At 72.9% G+C, this 23700-nt stretch carries 20 protein-coding genes, 1 pseudogene and 1 riboswitch; of the genes and pseudogenes, 5 read left to right on the top strand and 16 right to left on the bottom strand.

Translation table 11 applies throughout. The annotated features are described in order from the left end of the window. The first annotated feature begins 116 nt into the window (after positions 1–116). Both ACFY30_RS02735 and ACFY30_RS02740 read left to right on the top strand, forming a co-directional pair. Positions 117–1466, top strand: a complete 1350-nt coding sequence (locus ACFY30_RS02735; protein ID WP_390843370.1) for an FAD-binding protein — start codon at positions 117–119, stop codon at positions 1464–1466. Between the two features lie 8 nt (positions 1467–1474). Beyond that, positions 1475–2230 carry a decaprenylphospho-beta-D-erythro-pentofuranosid-2-ulose 2-reductase gene (locus ACFY30_RS02740; protein WP_390843371.1) on the top strand — a complete coding sequence of 252 codons (756 nt, stop codon included), beginning with the start codon at positions 1475–1477 and terminating at the stop codon, positions 2228–2230. A 41-nt stretch (positions 2231–2271) separates the two neighbouring features. On the opposite strand, the gene ACFY30_RS02745 is transcribed toward ACFY30_RS02740, so the two are convergent. From ACFY30_RS02745 to ACFY30_RS02755, 3 genes are all read right to left on the bottom strand, one after another. Further along, on the bottom strand, positions 2272–2850 hold the full coding sequence (locus ACFY30_RS02745; RefSeq protein ID WP_390843372.1) for a 2'-5' RNA ligase family protein: 579 nt from the start codon (positions 2848–2850) through the stop codon (positions 2272–2274). A 179-nt stretch (positions 2851–3029) separates the two neighbouring features. Beyond that, the gene (gene trpS / locus ACFY30_RS02750; RefSeq protein ID WP_390843373.1) at positions 3030–4043 is read right to left on the bottom strand and encodes a tryptophan--tRNA ligase; all 1014 of its coding nucleotides are present in this window, start codon (positions 4041–4043) and stop codon (positions 3030–3032) included. A 99-nt stretch (positions 4044–4142) separates the two neighbouring features. Next, positions 4143–5594, bottom strand: coding sequence for a glycine hydroxymethyltransferase (locus ACFY30_RS02755; protein WP_390843684.1), 1452 nt, complete (start codon positions 5592–5594; stop codon positions 4143–4145). Positions 5595–5643: 49 nt separating this feature from the next. Further along, a riboswitch (ZMP/ZTP riboswitch) is annotated at positions 5644–5733 on the bottom strand. Between the two features lie 90 nt (positions 5734–5823). Here ACFY30_RS02755 and rocD point away from each other — a divergent pair. Next, a complete protein-coding gene (gene rocD, locus ACFY30_RS02760; RefSeq protein ID WP_390843374.1) occupies positions 5824–7044 on the top strand; it encodes an ornithine--oxo-acid transaminase in 1221 nt (406 codons plus the stop codon). Positions 7045–7050: 6 nt separating this feature from the next. On the opposite strand, the gene ACFY30_RS02765 is transcribed toward rocD, so the two are convergent. From ACFY30_RS02765 to ACFY30_RS02775, 3 genes and pseudogenes are all read right to left on the bottom strand, one after another. Continuing rightward, a complete protein-coding gene (locus tag ACFY30_RS02765; RefSeq protein WP_390843375.1) occupies positions 7051–8241 on the bottom strand; it encodes a glutathionylspermidine synthase family protein in 1191 nt (396 codons plus the stop codon). A 13-nt stretch (positions 8242–8254) separates the two neighbouring features. Next, positions 8255–8614: a hypothetical protein gene (locus ACFY30_RS02770; protein WP_390843376.1), complete on the bottom strand. Its 360-nt coding sequence runs from the start codon at positions 8612–8614 to the stop codon at positions 8255–8257. Between the two features lie 198 nt (positions 8615–8812). Next, positions 8813–10226: pseudogene (locus ACFY30_RS02775) on the bottom strand (PLP-dependent aminotransferase family protein). 47 nt (positions 10227–10273) lie between these two features. Between ACFY30_RS02775 and ACFY30_RS02780 the strand changes: the two are divergent. Continuing rightward, entirely contained in the window at positions 10274–10783 is a 510-nt protein-coding gene (locus tag ACFY30_RS02780; protein ID WP_390843377.1) for a carboxymuconolactone decarboxylase family protein, read from the top strand. Positions 10784–10790: 7 nt separating this feature from the next. Here the strand turns inward: ACFY30_RS02780 and ACFY30_RS02785 are convergent, their stop codons facing one another. The 10 genes from ACFY30_RS02785 to ACFY30_RS02830 form a co-directional block, all read right to left on the bottom strand. Further along, positions 10791–11738 carry an ABC transporter substrate-binding protein gene (locus tag ACFY30_RS02785; RefSeq protein ID WP_390843378.1) on the bottom strand — a complete coding sequence of 316 codons (948 nt, stop codon included), beginning with the start codon at positions 11736–11738 and terminating at the stop codon, positions 10791–10793. 1 nt (position 11739) lies between these two features. Then, positions 11740–13677 (bottom strand): ABC transporter permease, encoded by a 1938-nt coding sequence (locus ACFY30_RS02790; protein ID WP_390843379.1) that lies wholly within the window; start codon positions 13675–13677, stop codon positions 11740–11742. Continuing rightward, positions 13677–14819: a glycine betaine/L-proline ABC transporter ATP-binding protein gene (locus ACFY30_RS02795; protein WP_390843380.1), complete on the bottom strand. Its 1143-nt coding sequence runs from the start codon at positions 14817–14819 to the stop codon at positions 13677–13679. Before ACFY30_RS02795 ends, ACFY30_RS02790 begins: the two co-directional genes overlap by 1 nt. Beyond that, positions 14819–16348, bottom strand: coding sequence for a GMC family oxidoreductase (locus ACFY30_RS02800; protein ID WP_390843381.1), 1530 nt, complete (start codon positions 16346–16348; stop codon positions 14819–14821). The genes ACFY30_RS02795 and ACFY30_RS02800 overlap by 1 nt, the downstream gene beginning before the upstream one ends. Before the next feature lie 39 nt (positions 16349–16387). Beyond that, positions 16388–17908: an aldehyde dehydrogenase family protein gene (locus tag ACFY30_RS02805; RefSeq protein WP_390843383.1), complete on the bottom strand. Its 1521-nt coding sequence runs from the start codon at positions 17906–17908 to the stop codon at positions 16388–16390. A 499-nt stretch (positions 17909–18407) separates the two neighbouring features. After that, entirely contained in the window at positions 18408–19397 is a 990-nt protein-coding gene (locus ACFY30_RS02810; protein WP_390843384.1) for a malate dehydrogenase, read from the bottom strand. 370 nt (positions 19398–19767) lie between these two features. Continuing rightward, positions 19768–20655, bottom strand: a complete 888-nt coding sequence (locus ACFY30_RS02815) for a helix-turn-helix domain-containing protein (RefSeq protein WP_390843385.1) — start codon at positions 20653–20655, stop codon at positions 19768–19770. A 136-nt stretch (positions 20656–20791) separates the two neighbouring features. Next, complete coding sequence (locus tag ACFY30_RS02820) at positions 20792–21241, bottom strand: helix-turn-helix domain-containing protein (RefSeq protein ID WP_390843386.1); 450 nt, start codon at positions 21239–21241, stop codon at positions 20792–20794. A 222-nt stretch (positions 21242–21463) separates the two neighbouring features. Continuing rightward, positions 21464–21940, bottom strand: coding sequence for a DUF3017 domain-containing protein (locus ACFY30_RS02825; RefSeq protein WP_390843387.1), 477 nt, complete (start codon positions 21938–21940; stop codon positions 21464–21466). After that, positions 21930–22784, bottom strand: coding sequence for a bifunctional methylenetetrahydrofolate dehydrogenase/methenyltetrahydrofolate cyclohydrolase (locus ACFY30_RS02830; protein WP_390843388.1), 855 nt, complete (start codon positions 22782–22784; stop codon positions 21930–21932). The genes ACFY30_RS02825 and ACFY30_RS02830 overlap by 11 nt, the downstream gene beginning before the upstream one ends. A gap of 199 nt (positions 22785–22983) precedes the next feature. On the opposite strand from ACFY30_RS02830, the gene ACFY30_RS02835 reads away from it, so the two are divergent. Further along, positions 22984–23589, top strand: a complete 606-nt coding sequence (locus ACFY30_RS02835; RefSeq protein WP_390843389.1) for a hypothetical protein — start codon at positions 22984–22986, stop codon at positions 23587–23589. The last annotated feature ends 111 nt before the right edge of the window (positions 23590–23700 follow it).

Here is a 23700-nt window from a genome sequence, read left to right on the forward strand (position 1 = left end):
GTCGAGCCCACCGGAACTCCGGCAATATTGAGCGACATCCCATTAATCACCCATTTCGGGGAGTGATGGGAGGTTTCAAAAGTATTCGCTCATATATGGGCGATACGGTCACACCCATGCCTGCCGAGACCGTTTCCGTCACGGGATGGGGCCGCACCGCCCCCTCCACCGCCCGGCTGATCCGCCCCCGGACGTACGAGGAGGCCGTGGTCGCCGTCCGGGACTGCGGGGTCCGCGGGGGCATCCCGAGAGGGCTGGGGCGGGCGTACGGGGACGCGGCCCAGAACGCCGGCGGGGCCGTGTGGGACATGACCGGCCTGGACCGGATCCATGTCATCGACGCCGCGGGCGGGACCGTGCTGTGCGACGCCGGTGTCTCCCTGCACCGGCTGATGGAGGTCCTGCTGCCGCTCGGCTGGTTCGTCCCGGTGACCCCCGGCACCCGCTACGTCACCGTGGGCGGCGCGATCGGCGCCGACATCCACGGCAAGAACCACCACGTCTGCGGTTCCTTCGCGCGGCATGTGCTGTCCTTCGAGCTGCTCACCGCCGACGGCACGATCCGCACGGTGAGCCACGGCACCCCCCTGTTCGACGCCACCGCCGGCGGCATGGGCCTGACCGGCGTCGTCCTCACGGCCACGGTGCGGCTCCAGCCCGTCGAGACGTCCCTCATGTCGGTCGACACCGAACGCGCCGCCGACCTCGACGACCTGATGGCCCGGCTGACGGCCGGCGACCACCGCTACCGCTACTCCGTCGCCTGGATCGACCTCCTCGCGCGCGGGGCGGCCACCGGACGCGCGGTGCTCACCCGCGGCGACCACGCGCCCCTGGACGCGCTGCCCGCCCGCGCGCGCAGGGCACCGCTGGCCTTCCGCCCGTCCCGGCTGCCGCCCGCCCCCGCCTTCCTGCCGAACGGTCTGCTGACCCACACGACCGTCGGACTGTTCAACGAACTCTGGTACCGCAGGGCGCCCCGGGTGCGGACCGGCGAACTCCAGCGGCTCTCCGCCTTCTTCCACCCCCTCGACGGCGTCCCGCACTGGAACCGCGTCTACGGCCGGAGCGGCTTCGTGCAGTACCAGTTCGTCGTGGGATACGGCCAGGAGGACGCCCTGCGCCGGATCGTGGCCCGTATCCGCGCACACCGCTGCCCGTCCTTCCTCGCCGTCCTCAAGCGGTTCGGCGAGGCGGACCCGGGCTGGCTGTCCTTCCCCCGCCCCGGCTGGACCCTCGCCCTGGACATCCCGGCCGCCCTGCCCGGCCTGGGCGCCTTCCTCGACGAACTGGACGAGGAGGTGGCCGCCGCCGGCGGACGCGTCTACCTCGCCAAGGACTCCCGGCTGCGCCCCGAACTGCTCACCGCGATGTACCCGCGCCTGGCCGACTTCCGTGCCCTGCGCGCGGAGCTGGACCCGCGCGGGGTCCTCACCTCCGATCTGTCCCGGCGCCTCAACCTCTAGGAGCTGTCGTGAAGGACGCCTTCGGCCTCCCCCAGTCCCTCCTCGTCCTCGGCGGTACGTCCGAGATCGCGCTGGCCACCGCCCGCCGGCTGATCGCCCGCCGCACCCGCACGGTGTGGCTCGCCGGGCGCCCCTCCCCCGCCCTGGAGTCGGCGGCCGCCGGCCTGCGCGCGCTGGGTGCCGACGTCCGCACCGTCTCCTTCGACGCGCTCGACCCCGGCTCGCACGAGACGGTTCTCGGCAAGGTCTTCGCCGAGGGCGACATCGACCTCGTGCTGCTCGCCTTCGGCGTCCTCGGCGACCAGGCGCACGACGAGTGCGACCCCGCGGCGGCGGTGCGCGTCGCCCAGACCAACTACACCGGCGCGGTGTCGGCGGGCCTGGTGTGCGCCCGCGCGCTGCAGGCCCAGGGCCACGGCTCGCTGGTCGTGCTCTCCTCCGTCGCCGGGGAGCGCGCCCGCCGCTCGAACTTCATCTACGGCTCCAGCAAGGCCGGCCTCGACGCCTTCGCCCAGGGCCTGGGCGACGCGCTGCACGGCACGGGCGTGCACGTCATGGTCGTACGCCCCGGCTTCGTCCGTACGAGGATGACGGCCGGGCTCACCGAGGCGCCGCTGGCCACCACTCCCGAAGCCGTCGCCGCGGCCGTCGAGCTGGGGCTGCGACGCAGGTCGGAGACGGTGTGGGTGCCCGGGGTGCTGCGGGCGGTGATGTCGGCGCTCCGGCACGTCCCGCGCGGGCTGTTCCGGAGGCTGCCCGTCTAGGGCCCGTTGCGAGGACGACCGCGGCGCTCCCGGCGGGGCGGTCAGCGTGTGGGCAGGCCGCCGCGGTCGACGTGGGCGGCCTGCGGGGGGACGACCGCGCCGCCGAAGGGGTACTCGCGCAGCTTGCGCCAGACGCCGTCGGGGCCCTGCTCGTGGAGGGCGAAGCCGGTGCAGGACCACTCGGCCCGGTAGCCGGCGAGTTCCTCGTAGGCGCGGTCCATCGCCGCGTCGTCGATGCCGTGCGCGACGGTGACGTGCGGGTGGTAGGGGAACTGCAGCTCACGCACGAGGGGGCCGGAGGCGTCACGGACCCTCTGCTGCAGCCAGGCGCAGGCCTCGGCGCCCTCGACGACCTTCACGTACACCACCGGCGACAGGGGCCGGAAGGTGCCCGTGCCGGACAGCCGCATCGGGAAGGGGCGGCCGGCCGCGGCGACCTCGGTGAGGTGCGCCTCGACGGCCGGCAGCGCGCTCGCCTCGACCTCCGTCGGCGGCAGCAGCGTGACATGCGTGGGAATGCCGTGAGCAGCGGCGTCGCCGAAGCCCGCGCGCCGCTCCTGGAGCAGGCTGCCGTGAGGCTCCGGGACCGCGATCGACACGCCGATCGTTACGGTCCCCACGTCGTCTCCTGTCGTCATGTCCGATGAGATGCCGTTCGTGGTGCCGGGTTCGTACTCAGTCGTACGGCTATCGACTGTACGGCCACGGCTGTGCTCTGGGCAGGCGCAAGCGGAGTGATGTGCAGCGCTCCGCCCGGAGGAACGTGTGTGCGGCGCGCCCCGGGTGCCTCCGAGCGCCGTCAGTGCTTCGCGGGGAGGAAGCCGACCTTCTCGTACGCCTGGGAGAGCGTCTCCGCGGCGACGGCGCGTGCCTTCTCCGCGCCCTTCGCCAGGATCGAGTCCAGCGTCTCCGGGTCGTCCAGGTACTGCTGGGTGCGGTCCCGGAACGGGGTCACGAAGCCGACGACGACCTCCGCGAGGTCCGTCTTGAGCGCGCCGTAGAGCTTGCCCTCGTAGCGCTGCTCCAGCTCGGGGATGCTCGTGCCCGTCAGGGTCGAGTAGATGCTGAGCAGATTGCTCACGCCCGGCTTGTTCTCGGCGTCGTAGCGGACCACCGTGTCGGTGTCCGTGACCGCGCTCCTGACCTTCTTCGCGGTGGCCTTCGGGTCGTCGAGCAGGTTGATGAGGCCCTTCGGCGTGGACGCCGACTTGCTCATCTTGATCGACGGGTCCTGAAGGTCGTAGATCTTGCCCGTCTCCTTGAGGATGTGGGGCTTCGGGATCGTGAAGGTCTCGCCGAAGCGGCCGTTGAAACGCTCGGCGAGGTCGCGGGTGAGCTCGATGTGCTGGCGCTGGTCCTCGCCGACCGGGACCTCGTCGGCCTGGTAGAGCAGGATGTCGGCGACCTGGAGGATCGGGTACGTGAACAGGCCGACGCTCGCGCGGTCGGCGCCCTGCTTGGCGGACTTGTCCTTGAACTGGGTCATGCGGGACGCCTCGCCGAAGCCGGTGAGGCAGTTCATGACCCAGGCGAGCTGGGCGTGCTCGGGGACATGGCTCTGGACGAAGAGCGTGCAGCGCTCGGGGTCGAGGCCGGCCGCGAGGAGCTGCGCCGCGGCGAGGCGGGTGTTGGCGCGCAGGTCGGCCGGATCCTGCGGAAGCGTGATCGCGTGCAGGTCGACGACCATGTAGAAGGCGTCGTGGGTCTCCTGCAGGGCCACCCACTGGCGGACGGCGCCGAGGTAGTTGCCGAGGTGGAACGAGCCTGAGGTGGGCTGGATTCCGGAGAGCACGCGGGGACGGTCTGAGGCCATGTTCATCATTGTCTCAGAGGCGTGGGGGTGGTCGCGGTGCGCGGGGAACCGCGGGCCGTGTGGAGCCGGCCGCGCGGTTCCCCGCACCCCTGGAAGACCTCAGCCGAGGTCGATCTCCGGGTACAGCGGGAAGCCCGCGACCAGGTCCGTCGCCCGCTGGGAGATCTCCTCCGCCACCTTCGCGTCCAGGACGTGCGAGGCCTTGGACGGGGCGCCCGACTTGGTCGTGCCCGGCTCGGTGGTGGTCAGGACGCGGTCGATCAGACCCGCGACCTCGTCCATCTCGGCCGTGCCGAGGCCACGCGTGGTGAGCGCCGGGGTGCCGACGCGGATGCCCGAGGTGTACCAGGCACCGTTCGGGTCGGCCGGGATGGCGTTGCGGTTGGTGACGATGCCCGAGTCGAGCAGGGCCGCCTCGGCCTGGCGGCCGGTGAGGCCGTAGGAGGTCGCCACGTCGATCAGGTTGAGGTGGTTGTCCGTGCCGCCGGTGACGAGGGTGGCGCCGCGGCGCATCAGGCCCTCCGCCAGGGCGCGGGAGTTGTCGACGATGCGCCGGGCGTAGTCCTGGAAGGCGGGCCGGCGGGCCTCCGCCAGGGCGACGGCCTTCGCGGCCATGACGTGCGGGAGCGGGCCGCCGAGGACCATCGGGCAGCCGCGGTCGACCTGCTCCTTGAGGGAGTCGTCGCACAGGACCATGCCGCCGCGCGGGCCGCGCAGGGACTTGTGGGTGGTCGTGGTGACGATCTGGGCGTGCGGGACCGGGTCGAAGTCGCCGGTCAGGACCTTGCCGGCGACCAGGCCCGCGAAGTGCGCCATGTCGACCATGAGGGTCGCGCCGACCTCGTCGGCGATCTCGCGCATGATCCGGAAGTTCACCAGACGGGGGTAGGCCGAGTAGCCCGCGACGATGATCAGCGGCTTGAACTCGCGGGCGCTCGTGCGCAGCGCCTCGTAGTCGATCAGGCCGGTGGCCGGGTCGGTGCCGTAGGAGCGCTGGTCGAACATCTTGCCGGAGATGTTCGGGCGGAAGCCGTGGGTGAGGTGACCGCCGGCGTCCAGGGACATGCCGAGCATGCGCTGGTTGCCGAAGGCCTGGCGCAGCTCGGCCCAGTCGGCCTCGGAGAGGTCGTTGACCTGGCGGGCTCCGGCCTTCGCCAGGAACGGGGCCTCGACGCGGTCGGCGAGGACGGCCCAGAAGGCGACGAGGTTGGCGTCGATGCCGGAGTGCGGCTGGACGTAGGCGTGCCGGGCGCCGAACAGCTCGCGGGCGTGCTCGGCGGCGAGGGACTCCACCGTGTCGACGTTGCGGCAGCCGGCGTAGAAGCGGCGGCCGACGGTGCCCTCGGCGTACTTGTCGCTGAACCAGTTGCCCATCGCGAGGAGGGTGGCCGGGGAGGCGTAGTTCTCGGAGGCGATCAGCTTGAGCATCTCGCGCTGGTCGGCGACCTCCTGGCCGATGGCGTCGGCGACGCGCGGCTCGACGGCGCGGATCACGTCGAGGGCGGCGCGGAAGGCGGTGGACTCGGTGGAGAGGGGCTGCTGCTCTGACATGTCGTCGGCCTCCGGGTGGCGTGGGTGCTGGAAAGCGGTCACGGGTTCACGGTTCGGCCCAGGCGCACGGCACTTTGTCGCTCACAGGCCGCTCCCCGATGGTCCGATCCATCCCAGCGCGCCAGTCACGGCCCGCCGCCAGCCTACCGGGCACGCCGGAGCGCGAACGTCCCGCGTCCACCATGCGAGCGACGATAGGAAGGGGGCCGACCGCACCTCTGGAGGTCCCGTGAGCACCACCGACGCGCTCCTCGCCGCCGCCGACGCGCACACCGCGCACACCTACCACCCCCTGCCGGTGGTGATCGCGACGGCCGACGGGGCCTGGATGACGGATGTGGAGGGGCGTCGCTATCTGGATCTGCTGGCGGGCTACTCGGCGCTGAACTTCGGGCACGGCAACCGGCGGCTGGTCGACGCGGCGAAGGCCCAGCTGGAGCGGGTGACGCTGACGTCCCGGGCATTCCACCACGACCGGTTCGGGGCCTTCTGCGCGGAGCTGGCCGAGCTGTGCGGCATGGAGATGGTGCTGCCGATGAACACGGGCGCGGAGGCGGTGGAGACGGCCGTGAAGACGGCCCGGAAGTGGGGGTACCGGGTCAAGGGCGTTCCGGCGGAGACAGCGAAGATCGTCGTCGCCGGGAACAACTTCCACGGCCGTACGACGACGTTGATCAGCTTCTCCACCGACCCCGGGGCCCGGGCGGACTACGGGCCGTACACGCCGGGCTTCCAGATCGTGCCGTACGGGGACGTGACGGCGATGCGGGCGGCGGTGACCGAGAACACGGTGGCGGTGCTGCTGGAGCCGATCCAGGGCGAGGCAGGGGTGCTGGTGCCGCCGGAGGGCTATCTGGCGGCGGTGCGGGAGCTGACCCGGGAGCGGGGTGTGCTGTTCGTCGCCGACGAGATCCAGTCGGGGCTAGGCCGGACGGGGCGGACCTTCGCGTGCGAGCACGAGGGGGTCGTACCGGATGTGTACGTGCTGGGGAAGGCGCTCGGGGGCGGGATCGTTCCGGTGTCGGCGGTGGTGGCGGACGCGGAGGTCCTCGGGGTGTTCCGGCCCGGGGAGCACGGGTCGACGTTCGGGGGGAATCCGCTGGCCTGCGCGGTGGCGCTGGAGGTGATCGCGATGCTGCGGTCGGGCGAGTACCAGGAGAGGTCCGCCCGGCTCGGGGAGCATCTGCTCCGCGAGCTGCGGGCGCTGACCGGCACCGGGCGGGTGACGGCGGTACGGGGGCGGGGGCTGTGGGCGGGGGTGGACGTGGCGCCGGCCCTGGGGTCGGGCCGTGAGGTGTCGGAGCGGCTGATGGACCGGGGGGTGCTGGTGAAGGACACGCACGGGCCGACGCTGCGGATCGCGCCGCCGCTGGTGATCTCGCGGGAGGACCTGGACTGGGGACTGGAGCAGCTGAGGGCGGTGCTGGGGATCGGGGGCCCGTCCGGCTGACGGGCCCTAGAGGATCACGTGGGGCAGGAAGCGGGCGTACTCGTCGGTGATCAGGCCGGAGGACTCGCGGATGCCGAGGCCGGCCGCCTCCTCCTGCACGACCCAGGCGCCGAGGACGACGTGGTTGCCGTCGAAGGCGGGGAGCGGGGCGAGCTGCTGGTAGCAGCAGGGTTCGTCCCGCAGGACCGGTGCGGCGAAGGCGGCCCGCTCGTGGATCGTGACGCCGGCGCCCTCGCGGCCGAGCAGGGGCTTGGCGACGTACCCGGTGGTGGCCGCCAGCTCGCGCGGGCCGTCCAGATAGGCGGGGAGGAGGTTGGGGTGGTCCGGGTAGAGCTCCCACAGGATCGCCAGCAGCGCCTTGTTGCTCAGCAGCATCTTCCAGGCGGGCTCGATCCACATCGTCGTACCCGTGCCGCCGCCGTTGTCGAGGGTGTCGAGGACGTGGCCGGCGAAGCGGTCGGTGGTGAGCCACTCCCAGGGATAGAGCTTGAAGCAGCTGCGGATGAACTGGAGCCGGTGGTCGACGAAGCGCCCGGAGAGGCGGTCGAAGCCGATGTCCTCCACGGGGATGAACGCCGTGTCGAGGCCCGCCTGTTCGGCGGTCTCCTTGAGGTAGGCGACGGTCATCAGGTCCTCGCCGAGTTCGTCGGCGGTGGAGTGCGCGAAGTACAGGGGGCTGCCGGGCGGGAGGAGGGGGGCCTGTTTCCTCCAGGCGGCGACGAGGCGTTCGTGGAGGGAGTTCCACTGGTCGGCGCCGGGGAAGCGCTCCTCCATCCAGAACCACTGCGGGGAGGCCGCCTCCACCAGCGAGGTCGGGGTGTCGGCGTTGTACTCGAGGAGCTTCGTCGGGCCGGTGCCGTCGTAGCGGAGGTCGAAGCGGCCGTACACGGAGGGGAGTTCGGCGCGCCGGTGCCAGGCCTCGGTGACCGCGGCGGCGACGCGCGGGTCGGTGATGCCGAGGTCGGCGAGACGGTTCTGGGCGACGAGGTGTCCGGCGGCGGCCAGGCACATGCGGTGGAGTTCCTCGACGGTCTCCTCCAGGGCCTCCACCTCGTCGAGGGTGAAGGCGTAGTACGCGCTCTCGTCCCAGTACGGGCGCAGGCTGCCGTCGGGGTGGCGGGTGAGCGGGTAGACGAGTCCCTGCTCCTCCACCGTCCGCTGCCAGCCGGGGCGGGGTGCGATGGTGTGGCGCTGCATGGCGTACGTCCGCTCAGCCGCCGCCGCTGCCGGAGCCGGAGCAGCCGAAGCCGCCCCGGTCGACGGCCTCGCTCTTGCTGAAGGTGCCGGAGTCCGCCCAGCCGTTGCTGACGTCGGCGTCGTAGTACCAGGCGGCGTCGCTCTTCCCGGCCGTGCCGGTGCCGGTCTTCCTGCCCTTGCCGTTGGCCGAGGAGCCGGAGGACTTGCAGTTCTTGTCGGCGACGACCTTGTAGCCGTAGAGGGAGTCGTAGGCGTCGCGGTCGACGCAGCGGCGGTCCGGGTCGGAGCCGCAGGAGGTGAGGGCCGCGGCGACGACGCCCATGCCGCCGAGTACCACCGTGCTGGACCGCAGGCGCCTGCGCGCTTCCGCCATGTTGCCGTCTCCCCGTCGTCGTGCCGTCGCCGTGTCCCGCTGTCGCCTCCACGGCGATTTCCGGCCGTCAGCCTAGAGATCGGCGGGCTCGGGCGCGATACCGGGGTCCCGCTCGGCCGGGTGCTCGGCGGCCGGTGGCGCACGGGCCGGTGATCGGGAGGGCCATGGGGGTGGGGAGGCCCGCTCCCGGCGGCACGCTCACGGACGGAGGCGGCGGTCACCGGGAGACAGTGCCGCGCACAGCGCGTCCAGCGCCCCCGACCACGCGTGGTCCGGCGGGGTGCCGTACCCGACGACGAGGGCGTCCAGGGGCTCGGCGATCGCGTCGGGGCGGCGGAAGCGGGGGGGCGAGGCCGTCCAGGGCGAGGCCACGCGCGGCCGCCGCCCGCACCACCTCCCGCTCGGTGCCGGGCGGGAGGGGCAGGACGGCGTGCAGGCCCGCCGCGATCCCGGTGACCCGGATCGCGGGCGCCCGTTCGGCGAGCGCCGCGACCAGCGCGTCCCGGCGCCGGCGGTACCGGGCGCGCGCCGCGCGGACATGACGGTCGTACGCGCCGGAGGCGATGAACTCGGCGAGCGTCAGCTGGTCCAGGACCCCGCAGGTGTCCACCCCGCCCTTTGCCGACGCCACCTCCTCCACCAGGCCCGGCGGCAGCACCATCCAGGCCAGGCGCAGGCCGGGCGCCAGGGACTTGCTGGCCGTGCCCAGGTACACGACGTGGTCGGGGTCCAGTCCCTGGAGGGCGCCGACGGGCCGGCGGTCGTAGCGGAACTCGCCGTCGTAGTCGTCCTCCAGGACCAGGCCCCCGGTGCGCCGCGCCCACTCCACGACGGCCGCCCGCCGGTCGTGGTGCAGCGGCACGCCCATCGGGAACTGGTGGGCGGGGGTGAGCAGCACCGCGCCCGCCCCGGCCGGCTCGCCGGGGTCCGTGCCGAGCTCGTCGAAGGGCAGCACGGTGGTGCCGATACCGGTCCGGCCCAGCAGCGCCCAGTGCTCGTCCAGTCCGTACGACTCCACGGCGACCGTCCGTGCGCCGCGCGCCCGCAGGACCCGGCCGAGGAGGGACAGGCCGTGGGCGAACCCGGCGCAGATCAGGACGCGTTCGGGGTCGGCGCGGACGCCGCGGGCCCGGGCCAGGTAGCCGGCGAGCGCGGTGCGCAGTTCGACGCGGCCGCGGGGGTCGCCGTAGCCGAGGGCGTCGTACGGGGCGGCGGTGAGGGCGCGGCGGGCGGCCCTGAGCCACTCGGTGCGCGGGAAGGCGGCCAGGTCGGGGGTGCCGCCGCGCAGGTCGTAGGCGGGGCGGTGGTGTTCGGGCCGGCGGAGGGCCGCGCCGGCCGGCGGGACCACGCTCCGCTCCGCGACCCTCGTGCCCGAGCCCTGGCGCGCGGTGAGCCAGCCCTCGGCGACGAGGTCGGCGTAGGCCTCGGCGACCGTGTTGCGGGCGACGCCGAGGTCGGCGGAGAGGGAACGGGAGGAGGGCAGCCGGGTGCCGGGCGCCAGACGGCCGCCGCGGACCGCCTCGCGCAGGGCGTCGGTCAGACCCCGGCGCAGCCCCGGGCCGACCGGTTCGAGATGCAGGTCGACACCCAGAGTGGCCCACGTTTTCGCCATGAAGATGGACCATACCCGTGGGCTGCCCCGCTCCTAGGGTCGAGGGCATGACCACCGAGAAGACGACCGGCGAACAGGTCCGCCACGCCCCCGAACCCACCCCCCGACTGCGCTGGGCCGAGCTGGCCCCCGACGTCTACCAGGCGATGCGGCGGCTCGACGCGGCCGCCCGGCAGGGCCTCGACCCCGGGCTGCTGGAGCTGGTGAAGGTCCGCGCCTCGCAGATCAACCGCTGCGCCCTGTGCGTCGACATGCACAGCAAGGACGCGCTGGCGGCGGGTGAGAGCGTCGAGCGGATCGTCCAGCTCAGCGCCTGGGAGGAGTCGGCGCACTTCTACACCGGGCAGGAGCTCGCCGCGCTGGCGCTCACCGAGGCGGTGACCGTCCTGACGGAGGGCTTCGTGCCCGACGCGGTGTACGAGAAGGCGGCCGAGCACTTCGAGGAGGCCGAACTGGCCCGTCTGATCGCCTCGATCACGGTGATCAACGCCTGGAACCGCTTCGGGGTGACCGCCCGGATGGCGCCGGGGCACCACCATCCGGGCCGGCACGGGTGAGGCGTGTCTAGGACAGCCACTTCTTCCACGTCGAGGGGTGGCTGTCCACCCACTTCTTCGCCGCCTCCTCGGGGGTCAGCTTCTGGTCGGCGATCATCAGCGAGACCTCGTTCTGGTCCTCGGTGGTCCACCTGAACTTCTTCAGGAGGGCCGCCGCCTCGCCGCCCTTCTTCGAGAAGTCCGCGTTGAGGTACTTCTGCAGGGGGGTGTGCGGGTAGGCGCAGGCCACCTTCTCGGGGTCGGCGTCGCAGCCCTCCTTGTAGGCGGGGAGCTTCACCTCCGTCATCGGCACCTTCTTGAACAGCCACTGGGGCGAGTACCAGTAGGTCAGGAAGGGCTTCTTCTCCTTGGCGAACTGCCGGATCTGGGTGATCTGCGCGGCCTCCGAGCCGGCGAAGACCACCTGGTAGTCCAGGTCCAGGTTGTCCACCAGGGCCTTGTCGTTGGTGACGTAGGACGGGGAGCCGTCCATCAGCTGGCCCTTGCCGCCGCTCTCGGCAGTGCGGAACCGGTCGGCGTACTTGTCGAGGTTCTTCCAGTTCGTGACGTCGGGGTGCTGCCTGGCGAAGTACGTCGGGACGTACCAGCCGATGTGCCCGGTGACTCCGAGGTCGCCGCCGCGCACGATCGTCTTCTTGTCGTCGACGTACCGCTGCTCCTGGTCGGGGTGGCCCCAGTCCTCCAGGATCGCGTCGACGCGGCCTTGGCTGAGCGCGTCCCAGGCGGGGATCTCGTCGACCTGGACGGTGTCGACGCGGTAGCCCAGCCTGTGTTCGAGGAGGTACTGGGCGACGGCGACATTGGCCTGCGCGCCGACCCAGGACTGGACGGACAGGGTCACGGTCCGCGCTCCCTGGGCGTTGGCGAACGGCGAGGCCTGTCTGGTCATGTCGGCGGCGCCGCAGCCGGTCAGCAGCACCAGGGCCCCGAGGGCCGGGATCGTACGAACGCGCATGTCACGCTCCCTTCCTGGCGCGGCGTTCCGTCGGCTGGGTCACCCGGTCGAGCATCAGGCCGAGGCAGACGATGGCCGCCCCGGCGACGAGACCGGTGGCCAGGTCGCCCTGGGCGAGGCCGAAGACGGCGTCGTAGCCGAGCGCGCCCCCGCCGACCAGGCCGCCGATGATGACGACGGCGAGGACGAGGACCACGCCCTGGTTGACGGCGAGCAGCAGCGCGGACCGGGCGAGCGGGAGCTGGACCTGGCGCAGCTGCTGGCCGGGGGTGGCGCCGAGCGAGCGCGCGGACTCCAGCGCGGCCGGGTCCACCTGGCGCAGACCCTGCGCGGTGATGCGGACGACGGCCGGCAGGGCGTAGACGACGGCCGCCGCGACGGCGGGCGCGCGGCCCACGCCGAACAGGGCGACGACCGGGATCAGGTACACGAACTGCGGCATGGTCTGGAAGACGTCCAGGACCGGGCGCAGCAGCGCCTCGAAGCGGTCGCTGCGGGCGGCGGCGATGCCGGTCGCGAAGCCCAGGACGAGGGTCACGGCGACGGCGGCGAGGACCTGGGAGAGGGTGTCCAGGGCCGGCGTCCACACACCCAGCACGCCGATCGCGGCCATGGCGAGGACGGCGGTGAGCGCGGTGCGCCAGGTGCCGATCGGCCAGGCGACGGCCGCGACCAGCAGCAGCACCGCCCACCAGGGCAGGCCCTGCAGACCGTCGCGGACGGGGTCCAGGACCCAGGTGGTGAAGTGGCCCGCCCAGTCGGCGGTGCCGCCGACGACCGGGACGCCCGAGTAGAGGTGCGCGGTCATCCAGTCGACGGCGCGGTTGACCGGTTCGGCGATGTTCACCGTCCAGGCGTCCGGCCAGTCGAGCCGGTCGGCCAGCCGTCCGGCCACGGCCGCGGCGACGGTGGCGGCGAGCGCGTACGCCCAGGCCGCGCGTCCGGTCCGCGGCATGCCGTCGCCGGCCGCGCCGGTCACCCGGTCCAGGACGACGGCCAGCAGCACGATCGGGATGCCGGCGGCGAGCGCCGCGCCCACGTCGACCGAGGCCAGCGCCTGGTAGACGCGGTCACCGAGGCCGCCCGCGCCGATGACGGACGCGATGACGGCCATCGACAGCGCCATCATGATCGTCTGGTTGAGGCCGAGGAGGAGTTCCCGCCGGGCCAGCGGGAGCCGGGCGGTGAGCAGACGCTGGCGGGCGGTCGCGCCCAGCGACTCGACCGCCTCCAGGACCCCCTGGTCGGCGCCGCGCAGGCCCAGCGCGGTGAGGCGGGCCATGGGCGGGGCGGCGTAGACGACGGTGGCCAGGACGGCCGCGGGGACGCCGATGCCGAACACCAGCACGACCGGCAGCAGATAGGCGAAGGCGGGCAGCACCTGCATGGTGTCCAGGACCGGGCGCAGGGCGCGGTCCAGGCGGTCGGAGAGACCGGCGGCGAGGCCGAGGAGGGCGCCGACGACGACCGAGGCGAGCACGGCGACCACCATCAGGGCCAGCGTCTGCATGGTCGGCACCCACATGCCGAGCAGACCGCAGGCGAGGAAGGCGGCCGCCGTGCCCAGGGCGAGCCTGAGCCCGGCGGTCCGCCAGGCGACGAGGGCCGCCGCCGCGGTGACCCCGGCCCAGCCCGCGGCCAGCAGGACGAGGTAGACGGCGCGTACGGAGAGCACGACCGCGTTGCTGAGATAGCCGAAGAAGTAGAGGAACAGGGGGTGGCTGTCCCGGTTGTCGATGATCCAGTCACTGACGCCGGTGAGGGGCCGGGTGAGGTCCACGGTGAGCGAGTCGGGCCAGCTTCCGCTGGACCAGCGGGCGTTGACGACGGGGACGAGGACGGCGGCGGCGAGGGCGAGCAGGGCGAGCTTGCGGAACGCCTGGTGTTTCAGGGCCGCGGGGAGGGTGAGCCGGGGGGTGGGAGCGGTGACCGTTGCCATCAGACCACCTCCGGGCCGGCGCTCGGGAGTCGGGTCGCCTGCACACCCTCGCGGGGTGCCGCGGCGCCCACCGGGGCCGCCGCCGCGGCGGGCCGGCCGCCCGCGGCCACGGTGCCCGCGACCACGCCGAGCAGCTGTTCGTGGTCCACGACCCCCACACACCGGCCGGCGTCCACCACCCGGGCCGGTGTGCCCGCGCGGGCCACCGCCTCGATGGCTTCGGAGACCGTCGCGTCCGGGGAAACCGCCGGGCCGCTCGCGGATTCGCCCGCCGCCGGGGGGCGCATGGCGCGGCGGACCGTCATGACGTGTTCGCGCGGGACGTCGCGGACGAACTCGCGGACGTAGTCGTCGGCCGGGGAGCCGACGATCTCCTCGGGGGTGCCCAGCTGGACGACCCGGCCGTCGCGCATCAGGGCGATGCGGTCGCCGAGTTTCAGGGCCTCGGCGAGGTCGTGGGTGATGAAGACCATCGTGCGGCCCTCCTCGCGGTGCAGCCGGATCACCTCCTCCTGCATGTCCCGCCGGATCAGCGGGTCGAGGGCGCTGAACGGCTCGTCGAAGAGGAGCACCTCCGGATCGACCGCCAGTGCCCGCGCGAGCCCGACCCGCTGCTGCTGGCCGCCGGACAGCTGGCCGGGCCTGCGCTGTTCCATGCCCTCGAGACCGACCTTGGCGACCGTCTCCCGGGCCCGTGCCCGGCGTTCGGCACGGCTCACGCCCTGGATCTCCAGGCCGTACGCCACGTTGTCGAGGACCGTGCGGTGCGGAAGGAGGCCAAAGTGCTGGAAGACCATCGCGGCGCGGTGGCGGCGCAGTTCGCGCAGCCGGGTCCGGTCCATGGCGCCCACGTCCTCGCCGTCGATGGCGATGGTGCCGGCCGTCGGCTCGATCAGCCGGGTCAGACAGCGCACGAGGGTGGACTTGCCGGATCCGGACAGGCCCATGACGACGAAGACCTCGCCCTTGCGCACGTCGAAGGAGACGTCCCGGACGGCGGCGGTGCAGCCGGTGCGGGAGCGGAGTTCGGCCGGGGGCAGGGCGGCCAGTCCGGGGTCGGCGGGGACGAGGTCCGCCTTCGGGCCGAAGACCTTCCACAGGTTGTTCACGGAGAAGACCGGAGTCTGCGTGGCCGTGCTCATCACACACCGCCTCCGATCAGGTCGACGGCTCGTTCCCCGACCATGAGCACCCCGATCATCGGGTTCACGGCGGTCATGGTCGGGAAGACGGACGCGTCGGCGACGCGGATGCCGTCGAGGCCGCGGATGCGCAGCTCCGGGTCCACCACGGCCAGCGGGTCGTCGACGGCGCCCATGCGGCAGGTGCCCGCCGGGTGGTAGACGGTGTGCGCGACCTTGCGGGCGTACTCGCTCAGCTCCTCGTCGCCGGTGATCTCCGGGCCGGGGCACACCTCGCGCTTGAGCCAGCCGGCCAGCGGCTCGGTGCGGGCGATCTCCCGGGCGAGCCGGATCCCGTCGACGAGGGTGCGGGCGTCGTAGTCGTCCTCGTCGGTGAAGTAGCGGAAGTCCAGGGCGGGTTTGACGGACGGGTCGGGGCTGGTCAGGTACAGGCGGCCCCGGCTGCGCGGCTTGGGGATGTTCGGGGTCATCGAGACACCGGACTCGGGCCGTTCGTAGCCGAGACGCTCCGGGTTGTCGGTGAAGGGGACCTGGTAGAAGTGGAACATCAGGTCGGGGCCCGGCTGTCCGGGGTCGCGGCGGACGAACAGGCCGGCGTCGGAGTCCATCGCGGAGTTCTCCGGGATCGGGCCGTGCGTCTCCCAGACGATCACCGACTCGGGGTGGTCGAGGAGGTTCTCGCCGACGCCCGGCAGATCGTGCGCGACCGGTATGCCGAGCGCCTCCAGGTCGGCCCTGGGGCCGATGCCGGAGTGCAGCAGGAGCCGGGGGGAGTCCACGGCGCCCGCGCACAGCACGACCTCGCGGCGGGCCCGGACCAGGAACTCCTCGCCGTCCTTCGCGCGGACGTGCACGCCCTCGGCGCGCGTGCCGTCCAGCTCCAGCCGGTACGCCCAGGTCTCCAGGAGGATGCTGAGGTTGGGCCGCTCGTCCATCACGGGGTGCAGATACGCCACGGACGCGCTCGACCGCTTGTTGTCCTCCGGGTGGTAGGCGAGGTCGAAGAAGCCCACGCCCTCGGTGAACGGCTTTCTGTTGAAGCCCTCCACGCGCGGCACGCCGAGCGCCGTCCGCGCCGCGTCGACGAAGTCGCGGGCGACGGCGTTCCGGTCCTTCTCGTCGACCGGGACGATGTTGTTCAGCAGCCGGGCGTAGTAGGCCTCCATGGGCACCGCGCCCCAGCCCTTGGCGCCGGCCTCCTCCCACTCGTCCCAGTCGGACGGGAGGGGCTTGAACGCGATGAGGGTGTTGTGGGAGGAACAGCCGCCGAGGACGCGGGCGCGGCTGTGCCGGATGTGGGAGTTGCCGCGTGGCTGCTCGGTGGTCGGGTAGTCGTAGTCGAGTTCGCCGCCGAGCAGGCCCGTCCAGCGGCGCAGGGTCAGGACGTCGTCGCGGCCGACGTCACTGGGGCCGCCCTCGATGACGGCGACGGTGACGTCGGGGTTCTCGGTGAGCCGGGAGGCGATGACGGAACCGGCGGTTCCGCCTCCGACGACGACATAGTCGTACTCGTTCGGATACGGGGACATGGAGGTACTCCTGGAGGGGCGTGAGCGAGCGGGGCGGGGTCAGCCGGCGAACCAGCGGACGGGCTTCGGCGCGAGGTTGTGGTAGACGTGCTTGGTCTCGCGGTACTCGGCGAGCCCGGCGGGCCCGAGTTCGCGGCCCACGCCGCTCTTGCCGAAGCCGCCCCACTCCGCCTGCGGGAGGTAGGGGTGGAAGTCGTTGATCCAGACGGTGCCGTGCCGCAGCCGTGCCGCGACGCGCCGCGCCCGGCCCGGGTCGGCGGTCCAGACGGCGCCGGCGAGGCCGTACTCGGTGTCGTTGGCGAGCGCGACCGCCTCGTCCTCGGTGCGGAAGGTCTCGACGGTGAGGACGGGTCCGAAGACCTCTTCGCGGACGACCCGCATCTCGCGGTGGCAGCGGTCGAGGACGGTCGGCTCGTAGAAGTAGCCGCCGGCGGGGCGGGTGTCACCCGGGTCGGGGCGCCTGCCGCCGGAACGCAGGACCGCGCCCTCCGAGAGCGCCGAGTCGACGTACGCCTCGACCTTGGCGCGCTGCTGTTCGGAGACGAGCGGGCCGCACTCGACGCCCTCCTCGGTGCCGCGGCCGAGGCGGATCAGGGCGGCGCGGCGGGCGAGTTCGGCGACGAAGCGGTCCCGGACCGACTCCTCGACGATCAGCCGGGAGCCCGCCGAGCAGACCTGGCCGCTGTGGATGAAGGCCGCGTTGAGCGCCTGGTCGACGGCGGTGTCGAAGCCCTCGGCGGTGGCGCAGGCGTCGGCGAAGACCACGTTGGGGTTCTTGCCGCCGAGTTCGAGGGCGACCTTCTTGACGGTGGGTGCGGCGGCCTGGGCGACCTTGGTGCCGCTGACCAGGCCGCCGGTGAAGGAGACGAGGTCCACGTCGGGGTGTTCGGCGAGCCGGGCGCCGACGGTGTGCCCGGGGCCGGTGACGACGTTGGCGACCCCGGCCGGCAGGCCCGCCTCGACGAGCAGTTCGACGAGCGCGACGGTCGTGAGAGGCGTGATCTCGCTCGGCTTGACGACGAAGGTGTTGCCCGCGGCGAGCGCCGGGGCGATCTTCCAACTGGCCTGGAGGAGCGGGTAGTTCCAGGGGGTGATCAGCGCGCAGACGCCGACGGGTTCATGGACGACGACGCTGTGCACGTCGGCCGAGCCCGCGTCGACCACCCGGCCGGGCGCCTCGGCCGCGACCAGGTCGGCGAAGTAGCGGAACGCGTCGGCGACACAGTCGATGTCGACGCGGCCCTCTTCGAGGGTCTTGCCCGCGTCCCGGCTCTCCAGCAGACCGAGCCGTTCGCGGTCGCGTACGAGAAGATCGGCGACGCGACGCAGCAGCGCGGCGCGTCCGGCGGCCGGGGTGCGGGGCCAGTCGCCCTGGTCGAAGGCGTGCCGGGCGGCGGCCACCGCCAGGTCGGCGTCCTTCTCGTCGCCCTCGGCGACCACCGCGAAGGGAAGTCCGTCGGCGGGGTCGAGGATCTCACGGGTGGCGCCGGAGAGGGCGGCGCGCCACTCGCCTCCCGTGTGCACGGTGTCGGGTGCCTGCTGCTGCGTTCTGTCGACCATGGTCGGTGGTTGCCTTCCGTTCCTGTTCCGTCCCCCTCTGTCACCCGCGGGTCGCTCTCGGGGACCGCGATCGCCTGCCCCCGACTTTCGGTTGCATGCGCAATCGCGGCCGAAAGTGCGGTGCGTCACGAGGGAGTCGGACATATCCGTATGGAACGGATGGAACGAGGCTCGTCGTCGGCGGCGGCCCCCAGGCGCGTGCGGCGTGCCGCGTCGCGACACGATCGGGTGACCGGTCTCGCGCCCCAACCGCGCGAACCGCCCGGGCGTCAGCTCACCTGCCGGCAAAGGGAGTCCGGCCCGGATGCCCCCACCGTCCGCTCGTCCCGCGGATGTTCGCGACGCACCTCGGGCGCGGCCGCGTCGGCGTGGTGGTCCCGGCCGCGACGGTCCTGGTGATGGCCGGCCGCGACGAGCCCCGGCGGGAAACGCCACGGGCCCCCTTCCGGGACGTACCGGAAGGGGGCCCGTGGGCCGTGTTTTCAGGGGCGGACGAGGCTCAGATGAGGCCGAGGGAGCGGACCGCGTCGCGCTCCTCCTCCAGCTCCTTCACCGACGCGTCGATGCGGGCGCGGGAGAACTCGTTGATGTCCAGGCCCTGGACGATCTCGTACTTGCCGTCCTTGGTGGTGACCGGGAAGGAGGAGATCAGGCCCTCCGGGACGCCGTAGGAGCCGTCCGACGGGATGCCCATGGAGGTCCAGTTGCCGTCGGCCGTGCCGTTGACCCACGTGTACACGTGGTCGATGGCGGCGTTGGCGGCGGAGGCGGCCGACGACGCGCCACGGGCCTCGATGATCGCGGCACCGCGCTTGGCGACGGTCGGGATGAAGTCCTCGGCCAGCCACTTCTCGTCGTTCACGACCTCGGCGGCGTTCTTGCCGCCGACCGTGGCGTGGAAGATGTCCGGGTACTGGGTGGCGGAGTGGTTGCCCCAGATGGTCAGGCGCTTGATGTCGGCGACCGTGGAGCCCGTCTTCTTCGCGAGCTGGGTCAGCGCGCGGTTGTGGTCCAGGCGGGTCATGGCGGTGAAGCGCTCCGCCGGTACGTCCGGGGCGGCGGCCTGGGCGATCAGCGCGTTGGTGTTGGCCGGGTTGCCGACCACGAGGACCTTGATGTCGTCCGCGGCGTGGTCGTTGATGGCCTTGCCCTGCGGCTTGAAGATGCCGCCGTTGGCCTCCAGGAGGTCACCGCGCTCCATGCCCTTGGTGCGCGGGCGGGCGCCGACGAGCAGGGCGACGTTGGTGCCGTCGAAGGCGACGTTCGGGTCGTCCGTGATGTCGATGCCCTGAAGGAGCGGGAAGGCGCAGTCGTCGAGCTCCATGGCGGTGCCCTCGGCGGCCTTCAGCGCCGGGGTGATCTCCAGGAGACGCAGCCTGACCGGCACGTCCGCGCCGAGCAGCTGGCCCGAGGCGATGCGGAAGAGCAGGGCGTAACCGATCTGGCCGGCCGCGCCGGTGACGGTGACGTTCACGGGAGTGCGGGTCATGGCGTTCTCCGTATGACAGCTGTCGGTGGGGCGTCCCTGCCCCGGGTGGGACGTACAAATGATCGATCTCTTGGCATCAAGAGATCCGACCAGCGGTCAGGCTATCGCGCATCCGGGATCCCGGACGGCCGGGGCTGTGTGGCCCGTCCCACAGAGTGGTCACCTCGTGCGCGGGAACCACGGAGAACGGCGGCCGCCGGTCCGGGAGAGGTGGAACCGGGCGGCCGCCGGGTGGGGGTACCGGGTCGTGCCGGACTCCCGTGGGGGTACGGTTCGCGTTCCCGGCACGGAGGCGGGTATTCCTGCGCACGCGGATTTTTACCCGTACGGAAGAGCCGCGGGTTCCGCCGGCCGGGCCGGTGCCGTGGAACTAGCGGGTACAGCCCTCCTCCCCCGAGGCCAGCACCGCGCACGCCGTCGCCCGGTCCGCGCTCCCCGCCGCGATCATCGGGGTGTACGCGATCGTCTCGGCGGAGGTGGTGACGGTCCCTTCCGCGCGGCGCGGGCCGACGGTCACCCGGACCACGTCCCCGGGCAGGGCCTGCGTGATCCTGCCCCACACCGCGCCGCACGTCCGGCTGTAGCGGACCTCGACCAGGACCCGGCCGGCCGGCGCGCTCTTCGCCGTGGTCGCGAGGCCGCCGCCGCACCCCATCTCCTCGGCGTCCTTGCCGGTGCAGCCGGATCCCTCGCACAGCACTCCGGAGGGCAGGGCGGCGCCGGCGCGGGCCGACGGCGAGGGCGTCCCGGAGGCGCCCGCGGTCCGCCGCGGCTCCCCGCCGCCGGTCAGCAGGAACGCGCCCACGACGACGATCACCACACCGAGGACGCCGGCGAGGAACAGGGCCGTCCGCCCGCCACCGGCCCGCCTCCCCGGCTCCAGGGAAGGCGGCGGCCCGAACTCCCCCTGCGGGGCCCGCGCCCGGCCGGGCGACGCGGTCCCGGCGCCGGCCCCGGCGTCCACGGTCAGGTCCCGCGGCGGCGGCTCCGTACTGCTCCAGGCGCGTTGGGCCGGCCCCCACAGCGCGGTCAGCCGGGCGGGCGGGGTGCCGGTGACCTCGGCGAGGGCGACGACCGCGCCCTTGGGGGCGAGCAGCCGCCCGTCCAGATACCGCTCCCAGGACGCCCTGCCGTACCCCGTACGGTCCGCGACCGCCCCGAGGCCCAGCCCGGCGCGGTCCACCACCTTCCGCAACTGCTCGACGAACTCCCGCACCGTCGGGTCGAGTTCGTCAGGCAGGTTCCGCCGACGAGGCATGGATCCCCCCTTACTCCGCCAGTCCCCCTGGGTCACGCTAGCGCCGATGTCCAGACGATTCGGGACACAGGCGAAAACTGTCCATGTATCGGCACGACCGGGCGCGCGGAGGGCCGGGCGGCACCGGAGCGGGCCGTCAGCCGAAGGCGACCGCTCCGCCGACCGCGGTGAGCAGCAGGGCGAGCAGCAGCAGGACCGCGCAGAGGAGCAGCCGCCCGGCGGGGCGGGCCGGCGCGGGCTCCTCCAGGCGTTCCCACCACGGGACCGTGGGGTCGTCCTCGTACCCGTCCCCGGGATCCGCCGCGGCCGGGCGGGGCCAGACCTCCAGGGCCAGTTCCCGGCGCACGACGTGCCGTTCGGTGTCCGCGTCGGTCAGGCCCGCGACCCGGCACAGCGCGGTGACGGCCTGCCGGGGCGGCGGCTGGACGGCGTTGAGGTAGCGCTGCCAGGACGACTTGCTGTACGCGGTGCGGGCGCCGAGCGCCGCCAGGCTGAGGCCCGTGCCGTCCTTGAGCTGCCGCAGCCGTTCCACGAAGTGCCGTACCTCCGGCGGCAGCCCGTCCGGCAGCGGCTGCCAGGCGCCCATCCCGCCCACCTCCTCGTCGGTCCGATGGACGGGACGACAGCCGGTGGCCACCCGGTTCCCGGGCGGGCGGGCGCGACTGCGGCACGGAACGGTCACCTCCGTGCCACAGCGCCCGGACAGCGGTTGAACAGGCGGTTCACCGTTTGGCAGCGTGGAACGCGCACGGCGGCCCGTCCTTCTCGGGGGAGAGGACGGGCCGCCGTACGCGCGGATCGCGGCCGCTCAGCTGCTGACCGTGAAGTGCAGGGTGTCCTTCAGGAACGGTATCTGCAGCCACGGGTCCGGCTGGGCCATCATGGCCAGCAGGACGATCACGGTGCCCAGCACCGCGTAGGTCACTATGTCGGTGAAGCGGGAGCGCACGGCGAGCATGCCGACGCCGGGCAGCAGCCAGCGCAGCACCGCGCCGGCCAGCAGCGCGACCCCGATCAGTATCGTGCCGGCCCGGAACTGGTCGAGCGCGGTCACCAGCAGACCGACCGCGACCAGGCCCGACACCGCGATGACGGGCCACTGGCGGGCGGCCAGGGCGTCACCCGACGCGGCCCTTCCGGCGCCCTCGGGGCGCGCGGTGTCCTTGGTGAACAGGGGGAAGCGGCGGGTGTGGCGGCGCGCCACCCCGTCGGCGTCCACCGCGCTGACGGGGTCCCGTACCTCGATGTCGTCCTCGGCCTTGCCGGAGGTGTCCTCAGTCCGCACTGCGCTCCGCCGCCTCGACCACGTTGACGAGCAGCTGCGCACGGGTCATCGGGCCGACGCCGCCCGGGTTCGGGGAGATCCAGCCGGCGACCTCGCGGACGTCCGGGTGGACGTCGCCCACGATCCTGCCCTCGGCGTTGCGCGAGACACCGACGTCGAGGACGGCGGCGCCCGGCTTGACGTCCTCGGCGCGGATCAGATGGGCGGAACCGGCGGCGGCGACGATGATGTCCGCGCGCTTGAGGTGGGCGGCCAGGTCCCGGGTGCCGGTGTGGCACTGGGTCACCGTGGCGTTCTCGCTGCGGCGGGTGAGCAGCAGCGGCATCGGCCGGCCGATGGTGACCCCGCGGCCGACGACCACCACTTCGGCGCCCTTGATCTCCACGCCGTGCCGGCGCAGCAGGGTCAGCACGCCGTTGGGCGTGCAGGGCAGCGGGGCGGGCTCGTTGAGGACGAGCCGGCCGAGGTTCATCGGGTGCAGTCCGTCGGCGTCCTTGGCCGGGTCCATCAGCTCCAGGATCCGGTTCTCGTCGATGCCCCTGGGCAGCGGCAGCTGGACGATGTAACCGGTGCAGGCCGGGTCCTCGTTGAGCTCCCGTACGACCGCCTCGATCTCCTCCTGCGTGGCCGTGGCGGGCAGTTGGCGCTGGATGGAGGCGATGCCGACCTCGGCGCAGTCGCGGTGCTTGCCGGCGACGTACTTCTGGCTGCCGGGGTCGTCCCCGACCAGGATCGTGCCGAGCCCGGGCGTCACGCCCTTCTCCTTCAGCGCCGCCACGCGGGCGGTCAGCTCGGACTTGATCTCGGCTGCGGTGGCCTTGCCATCGAGAATCTGGGCGGTCATGACCCCATCCTCCCGGATGACGGGCCCCCGGTACCAATCCGGGACCCGAATGCGGCTGGACAAGAAACCGGCCATTGCAGAACGATTGGGGCCACAGTGCCGCGGGCAGTACCGGGGGGACGCACCGCACTCTGATCTTCCTCCTCAGTGGGCCGCCCGTCGTCCCCCGCACTCGTTCACCGACGGAGGAAGTGACGCCATGAGTTTCGGCGACCCGAACAACCCCTACGGCCCGCCCCAGCAGCCCCAGCCCGGCCAGCCGCCCCAGCAGCCCCAGCAGCCCCAGCAGCCCGGCTACGGCTACCCCACCGCTCCCCAGGGCCAGCCCGGCTACCACTACCCGCAGGCGCCGCCGGTCCCCCAGGGCTACGGCTACGGCGCGCCGATGCAGATGCCGGGCATCGTCCAGACCGCCCGGGTGCTGCTGTTCGTCCTCGCGGGCTTCCAGTTCCTGGCCGCGGTGATCTTCGGCATCCTCATCGGGGCCGCGAGCTCGTCCGACGCCCTGGACGACAGCGGCGACACGGCGGCCGGCGTCGTGGCCCTGGTCGCGCTGCTGATGCTGGCGCTCGGCAGCCTGTCGGTCTTCCTGGGCGTGAAGATGAGGAACGGCCGCGGCGGCATCCGCATCACGACGATGGTCTACGCGTCCCTGATGATCCTGGGCAGCGTCGTCAACATCGTCAGGGGCGCCATGGCAACGGGTGCGGGCGCCTTCGGCGGCGTCATCTCGCTCGCCTTCGGCATCACCATCCTCTCGGCGATGATCAGCGGCGGAGCCTGGTTCAACCGGCCCCGCTACTGACCCGTCCGCACCGCGACGGGCGTCTTCTCGCCATTCCTCGCCGGGGCCGTGTCGTGTCGTGACACGGCCCCGTCCCGTCGCCCACTCTGGGGCGGTAACCGCGGGTGGGCA

Origin of the sequence: Streptomyces sp. NPDC000345 (genome assembly GCF_042898825.1) — a bacterium.
Taxonomy (GTDB): domain Bacteria; phylum Actinomycetota; class Actinomycetes; order Streptomycetales; family Streptomycetaceae; genus Streptomyces.